The organism is Bradyrhizobium sacchari, from assembly GCF_002068095.1.
GTDB classification, from domain to species: Bacteria; Pseudomonadota; Alphaproteobacteria; order Rhizobiales; family Xanthobacteraceae; genus Bradyrhizobium; species Bradyrhizobium sacchari.
The window spans coordinates 182,978-189,725 of sequence record NZ_LWIG01000009.1 but is presented as its reverse complement, the minus strand read 5'-3'; the positions used below and the strand labels follow the sequence as shown (position 1 = coordinate 189,725).

At 66.5% G+C, this 6,748-nt stretch carries 7 protein-coding genes; 2 read left to right on the top strand and 5 right to left on the bottom strand.

The features are described 5' to 3' along the window. Positions 1-911 (top strand): tetratricopeptide repeat protein (locus tag A5906_RS44325; protein WP_245326718.1); only part of this gene is annotated, 911 nt, incomplete at its 5' end. Between the two features lie 85 nt (positions 912-996). Then, entirely contained in the window at positions 997-1,881 is an 885-nt protein-coding gene (locus A5906_RS13560; protein WP_080135688.1) for a 4-(cytidine 5'-diphospho)-2-C-methyl-D-erythritol kinase, read from the top strand. Here A5906_RS13560 and A5906_RS13555 read toward each other — a convergent pair. The 5 genes from A5906_RS13555 to A5906_RS13535 all read right to left on the bottom strand — a co-directional run bounded on the left by A5906_RS13555 (position 1,878) and on the right by A5906_RS13535 (position 6,635). After that, a complete protein-coding gene (locus tag A5906_RS13555; protein WP_080135687.1) occupies positions 1,878-2,756 on the bottom strand; it encodes an alpha/beta fold hydrolase in 879 nt (292 codons plus the stop codon). The genes A5906_RS13560 and A5906_RS13555 overlap by 4 nt on opposite strands. Next, positions 2,749-3,381, bottom strand: coding sequence for a LysE family translocator (locus tag A5906_RS13550; RefSeq protein ID WP_080135686.1), 633 nt, complete (start codon positions 3,379-3,381; stop codon positions 2,749-2,751). The genes A5906_RS13555 and A5906_RS13550 overlap by 8 nt, the downstream gene beginning before the upstream one ends. Before the next feature lie 44 nt (positions 3,382-3,425). After that, positions 3,426-4,688, bottom strand: coding sequence for a beta-ketoacyl-ACP synthase II (fabF, locus tag A5906_RS13545; RefSeq protein ID WP_080135685.1), 1,263 nt, complete (start codon positions 4,686-4,688; stop codon positions 3,426-3,428). Between the two features lies 1 nt (position 4,689). After that, positions 4,690-5,205 carry a winged helix-turn-helix transcriptional regulator gene (locus A5906_RS13540; protein ID WP_080135684.1) on the bottom strand — a complete coding sequence of 172 codons (516 nt, stop codon included), beginning with the start codon at positions 5,203-5,205 and terminating at the stop codon, positions 4,690-4,692. A gap of 422 nt (positions 5,206-5,627) precedes the next feature. Further along, positions 5,628-6,635, bottom strand: a complete 1,008-nt coding sequence (locus A5906_RS13535) for a polyprenyl synthetase family protein (RefSeq protein ID WP_080135719.1) — start codon at positions 6,633-6,635, stop codon at positions 5,628-5,630. Between the last annotated feature and the right edge of the window lie 113 nt (positions 6,636-6,748).

Below are 6,748 nucleotides of genomic sequence, written 5' to 3'. Positions count from 1 at the left end.
CCCGCCGCGGCGGCGAGGATCTCGCGCTGGTCTATCTCCAGCTCTCGCTGTACCTGCAGCCGACCCATCCGCTGGCGCTGCTCTCGCTGGCCGATCTCTATGAATCGGTGAAGCGTCCGCAGATGGCGATCAAGGTCTATGAGCGCGTGCCGTCGACCTCGCCGCTGAAGCGCAACGCGCAGATCCAGCTCGCCATCGACCTCGATTCGGCCGACCGCACCGACGAGGCGATCAAGATCCTCAAAGGCGTCACGACAGAGGACGCCAAGGATCTCGAGGCCATCATGGCGCTCGGCAATATCGAGCGCGGCCGCAAGAAGTTCGGCGACTGTGGCGCGACCTATTCGCAAGGCATCGAGGTGCTGCCGGCCGGCGCCGACAAGGCCAACAGCGTCTGGTATTATTATCGCGGTATCTGCGAGGAGCGTTCCAAGCAGTGGGCCAAGGCCGAAGCCGACATGAAGAAGGCGCTCGAGCTGCAGCCCGATCAGCCGCATGTCCTCAACTATCTCGGCTATTCCTGGATCGATCAGGGCGTGAACCTCGACGAGGGCATGAAGATGATCAAGCGCGCCGTCGAGCAGCGCCCCGACGACGGCTACATCGTCGACTCGCTCGGCTGGGCTTATTACCGCATCGGCAACTACGAAGAGGCGGTGAAGAACCTCGAACGCGCGATCGACCTCAAGCCCGAGGATCCCACCATCAACGACCACCTCGGGGACGCCTATTGGCGCGTCGGCCGAACGCTGGAGGCCAAGTTCCAGTGGGCGCATGCCCGCGATCTCAAGCCCGAGCCGGATGACCTTCCGAAGATCGAGGCCAAGATCGCCAACGGAATGACCGACGACAATTCGAATTCTTCGGCCGCGCAAGCGGAGAAGAAGAAGGACGACGGCAAGGGCGGCTGATCTAGGTGCATGATCCGGAAAAGTGTGTAGCGGTTTTCCGATCGGATCATGCGCAAACAAGTGAATCATTTGGGGGCTGTCGCGCATGCCGGCGCTGATTGAAGAAGGGCGGGCGAAGGTCAATTTGAGCCTTCGCGTCGTCGGCCGTCGTGCGGACGGGTATCATGACCTCGAAAGCGTGGTCGCGTTCGCCGATTGCGCCGACCGGCTCACGCTGGAGCCCGGTGGGGAGTTGACGCTCATCACCACGGGGCCTCTGGCCGCAGCGTGCGGCGAGACCTCCGACAATCTCGTGTTCAAGGCGGCGAGGCTGCTGGCCGAAGCCGTGCCGGGCCTGAAGCTCGGTGCCTTTACGCTCGACAAGGTGCTTCCTGTGGCCGCCGGCATCGGTGGCGGCTCGGCCGATGCCGCGGCAGCACTGCGGCTGCTCGCGCGCCTCAACAATCTGCCGCTCGACGATCCCCGTTTGCAGAAGGTTGCGCTTGCGACCGGCGCCGACGTGCCGGTCTGCCTGTTCTCACGCGCCTGCGACATGACCGGCGTCGGCGAGCAATTGCTGCCGCTGGCGTTGCCGAGCATGCCCTGCGTGATGGTCAATCCGCGCGTGCCGGTTGCCACCAAGGACGTCTTCCAGGCGCTTGGCCTGCGCAACGGCGAGCTCCTGGTCGGCGCCACCGCGGTGCTCGGAGCCCCGGCCTGGCCGAACGAGGGCGCCTCGATCGCCGATTGGGTCGCGGTCCTCGACAATGTCGCCAACGATCTCGAAGCGCCCGCGCTGCGTATCGAGCCGGTGATTGGCGAGGTGCTGGAAGCCTTGCGCGGCTCCCCCGGCGTCAAGCTCGCCCGCATGTCCGGCTCCGGCGCGACGTGCTTTGCGATCTATGCCGCGCCCACCGATGCGCATGCCGCCGCCGAGAAGATCCGGCGCGATCACCCCGGCTGGTGGGTGCACGCGGGGACGTTGAGCTAACCCGCGCCGTCCTCGGCCAATCCGAGAAACCCCCGGATCGCACCCAGCACCTCTTGCGGCTTGTCGTGCTGCAGCCAGTGCCCGGCGCCGGCGATGGTCGCGACACGCGCCTGTGGGAAGTAGCGCTCCAGGCCTGCGGCCCTCGCGCCCGCCAGAAAGCTCTCCGCGGCATTGAGCAGCAGCGTCGGGCAGGCGATGCGCGACCACAATGCGACGTGGTCGTCCGGCCAGAGCCGGTGCGGCGCAGAGGCACGCTGATAGGGATCGAACTTCCAGCTATAGGTGCCGTCCGCGTTCTGCCGCGCGCCGTGCGTGGCAAGATGCAGCGCGAGGTCGCGGGCGAGGCGCTTGTTGTGAAGCATCATCTGCGCGGCCGCATCCTCGAGGGTCGCATAGCGGCGCGGCGTGCGGTCGTGCAGTCTGTCGAGCTGGCCGACCCATTTACCGATGCGCTCGTGCACGGGCGGCTTCGGCGTATCGGGAAGCATGGTCACGCCGTCGAGAACCACGAGCTTGCTGACCTGCTCCGGGAATGATCCCGAAAAGATCAGGCTCACCATGCCACCCATGGAATGGCCGATGAGGGTCACTTGAGGCGCCGCGATGCTGCGGAGGAGCTGGACCAGATCGTAGACATACTCGGTCAGCGCGTAACTGCCGCCTCGCGTCCAGTCGGAATCGCCATGGCCGCGCAGGTCGGGCGCAACCACGTGATAATGCGGCTGCAGCGAGCGTGCGATGACGTCCCAGCTGCGGCAATGATCGCGGCCACCATGGACCAGGATCAGGGGCGGCGCGAGCTCGTTGCCCCAATCGGCATAATGCAGCCGCAGGCCGTGCGATTCATAGAAGCGGTCGTGGGGGGCGCTAGCCATTGGCCGGCCGCCGTGCCAGCGCCAGCGAGAGGCCGAGGCCTGCGATGACGACGCCGGAGCCCTGGGTGAGGCGCCGCATCAGAAGCGGCCGTCCGATCAACTGCGTGCGCGTCGCGGAGGCCATCAGCACCACCACGACATCGGCAAGCGTGTTCAGCGTCACCGAGATCGAACCCAGCATGATGAATTGCAGAGTCGGGTTCGATCCCGCGGGATCGAGGAATTGTGGAATGAAGGCGAGGAAGAACGCGGCGGTCTTCGGATTCAGCGCCTCGACCAGCACGCCGTCGCGAAAGGCGCACTTGTCGCCGACCGCTTCGCTCCCGAGCGACAGCGCGCGGCGGGCGCTGCGGAAGGTCGTGATGCCGAGCCAGACCAGATAGAGCGCGCCGACGAATTTGACCGCGGCAAACAGTTCCGCGCTGGCCAGGATGATCGCGGAGATACCGAGACTGCCGGCCACGACATGGACCATCCCGCCCAGTGCCGTGCCCGCGGTCGAGGCAAAGCCGCTGCTGCGTCCCTCCGACAGGGTTCGCGCCGCGACATAGAAAATGCCGGGGCCGGGAACGGCCGCGATGAGAAAAGCTGCGGCCAGGAACAGCCAGAAATTCGTTTCAACCATCCCGTTTTGGTAGCGCAGCGGGCCGCGATTGCAAGGCCTTCCGTCTAGCCCATGCGTCGGAAGATCACGCTGGCATTCACCCCGCCAAAGCCGAAACCGTTGGAGATGGCGTGCCGCATCGGCATCGGCCGCGCGCTGCCCGAGACGATGTCGATACCGTCGGCATTCGTGTCGGGGTTTTCGAGATTGAGCGTCGGCGGCGCGATCTGGTCGCGCAAGGCGAGCACGGTGAAGATCGCCTCCAGGCCGCCGGCGGCGCCGAGCAGATGGCCGGTCGCGGATTTGGTCGCGCTCACGGCAATGCCGCGGTTGCGGCCGAACAGCGCGGCGATGGCGCCGAGCTCGCTCTCGTCGCCGGCCGGCGTCGACGTCGCATGCGCATTCAGATGCTGCAGATCCGCGGGCGCAAGCTTCGCCTGCCGAAGCGCGATCTCCATGGCGCGGCGGGCGCCGTCGCCATCGGGCGGGCCCGACGTCATGTGGTAGGCGTCTGCCGTCGTGCCGTAGCCGACGATTTCCGCGATCGGCCTCGCGCCGCGCGCCAGCGCATGCTCGAGCTCCTCGATCACCAGGATGCCGGCGCCTTCGCCCATGACAAAACCGTCGCGGTCGCGATCGAACGGGCGCGAGGCGCGTGGGGGTTCGTCGTTGAATCCGCTCGACAGGGCGCGTGCCGCGGCAAAGCCGCCGAGGCTGACGATGTCGATGCAGGCCTCCGCGCCGCCGCAGATCGCAACGTCGGCTTCGCCCGCGCGGATCATGCGCGCGGCATCGCCGATCGCCTGCACGCCGGCCGCGCACGCCGTGACGGGCGTGCCCAGCGCGCCCTTGTAGCCGTATTTGATCGAGACGTGGCCGGCGGCGAGGTTGGCGAGGAACGAGGGGATCGTGAATGGCGACAGCCGGCGCGCGCCGCGCTGCTCGGTGATGCGCACGGCTTCCGCCATCGCCGGGAAACCGCCGACGCCGGAGGCGATGATCGTCGCCGTGCGTTCCAGCGCGGCTGCATCTTGCGGAGTCCACCTGGCTTGCGCGACTGCTTCTGCGGTGGCGAGCAGCGCGAACAGGATGAACCGGTCCATCTTGCGCTGGTCTTTTGGCGCGGCGGCTTGCGAGGGATCGAAGCCGCCTTCGGCATCATCGGCCTTGTCAGGCACGACCCCGGCAATGCGTGCGGGAAGCGCCTGTGCCCATTCGGGCAGCGGGCGCAGCCCGCTTTGGCCGGCGAGCAGCCGACGCCAGGACAGTTCGACACCGCAGCCGAGCGGCGACACCGCGCCCATTCCCGTCACGACGATACGACGCATGTCAGTCTCCCGCCGGCGCGACGGCCGGGTTCATGGCCTTGAGCAGGGCGAGCCGTCTGCGCATCAAGCGGCTGGCGCGAGGGCCTGCGATGACCACGGCATTGGCGAGCGTGATCGGCTGCATGCTGGCGGCGTCGACCACCACGGGTTCGAGCGGCCGGACATCGTCACGGCTCGCCAGCAGGATGGCTTCGCCTTTGGGGGCGAGATGCTTGTTGCCCCAGGCGAGCAGTGCCGCGACCACGGGGAAGAAATCCCGTGCTTTGTCGGTCAGCACATATTCGTAGCGCGGCGGCCGCTCCTGATAGCGGCGGCGGACGAACATGCCGCTTTCGGTGAGATGGGCAAGCCGCCGCGACAGGATGTTCGGCGCAATGCCAAGACTTCGCGAAAACTCATCGAACTTCGTCGAACCCTGGAATGCATCCCGCAGGATCAAGATGCTCCACCATTCGCCGACCGTCTCCACGGCGCGGCCGACCGGGCATTCCAGGATGGAGGGGGATTTCGGCTGCATGGCGGGAAGGTTAGGTTAGTAACTTTCAAAATGCAAGTAACTTGCGGTCAGCATTCCAGCCCAGGGAGACGAGCTACGAGCCTAGGAGGCGTCGCTGAAAGTTGAATGCGGTTTGGCGAATGGCTCCTGCGCGCCTTGCTCGGTCATTGCGAGCGCAGCGAAGCAATCCAGGGCCTTTCCGCGGAGGGATGCCGGATTGCTTCGCTGCGCTCGCAATGACGAGGTTGATGCAGCGAGCAACTCTCCATCACCGTCACCCTGAGGTGCGAGACGAGCGACGCAGTTGCGGCGCTTGTCGAGCCTCGAAGGGCGACGGCCCGGATGCTTCCAGGCCGATTCATCCTTCGAGGCTCACCGTGCTGCGCACGGCGAGCGCCTCAGGATGACGGAGTTGATAAGAGAAGCGGAAAGCGCGTCAGCCCCTAATGCGACCGCGCCAGACAGAACGCCACGACCTGCTCCAGCGCGCTCTTCATCGGCGAGGGCGGGAACAGGGCCAGCGCGTCGACCGCCATGGCGCCGTAGTGCTGGGCGCGGCTCAGGGTGTCCTCGAGCGCGCGATGCTTGTTCATGAGCCCGATGGCGTGATCGAGATCGCTGTCGCCGATCTCGCCGCGCTCGAGCGCGCGGATCCAGAATGCGCGCTCGGTGTCGTTGCCGCGGCGGAAGGCGAGCACCACGGGCAGGGTGATCTTGCCCTCGCGGAAATCGTCGCCGGTGTTCTTGCCGAGCTTTGCGCTCTTGCCGCCATAGTCGAGCACGTCGTCGACGAGCTGGAAGGCGATGCCGAGATTCATGCCGACCGAGCGGCAGGCGGTCTGCTCCGCCTTGGGGCGGTTGGCGATGACGGGGCCAACCTCGCAGGCGGCTGCGAACAGCTCGGCGGTCTTGCCGCGGATCACGGCGAGATATTCGTCCTCGGTGGTCGCGGTGTTCTTGGCGGCGGCGAGCTGCATCACCTCGCCCTCGGCGATGGTGGCGGCGGCCGCGGAGAGGATGTCGAGCGCGCGCAGCGAGCCGACCTCGACCATCATGCGGAAGGCCTGGCCGAGCAGGAAGTCGCCGACCAGCACGCTGGCCTCGTTGCCCCAGAGCATCCGCGCCGACAGCTTGCCGCGGCGCATCTCGCTCTCGTCGACGACGTCGTCGTGCAGCAGGGTCGCGGTGTGCATGAATTCGACGGAGGCGGCGAGCTTGATGTGGCCGTCGCCGGTGTAGCCGGCGAGGTTGGCCATCGCCAGCGTCAGCATCGGACGCAGGCGCTTGCCGCCGGAGGAGATCAGATGGTTGGCCACCTCCGGGATCATGGTCACGTCCGACCCGGTCCGCGACAGGATCGTGGCGTTGACGCGCTCCATATCAGGGGCGACAAGGGCAACCAGCTCTTCGATCGACGCGCCGGGAGTTTCGAAAGGTACGATGACGGCCACGCCGGTCTCCAATATTTGCCCCGGAGGGGCTATTCTGATGGAAATACAATAGAAACTGGCGGCGGATGCGGCAAGGGCCGCGGAACCATTGACATTTGCCGCTTTTCACCCCC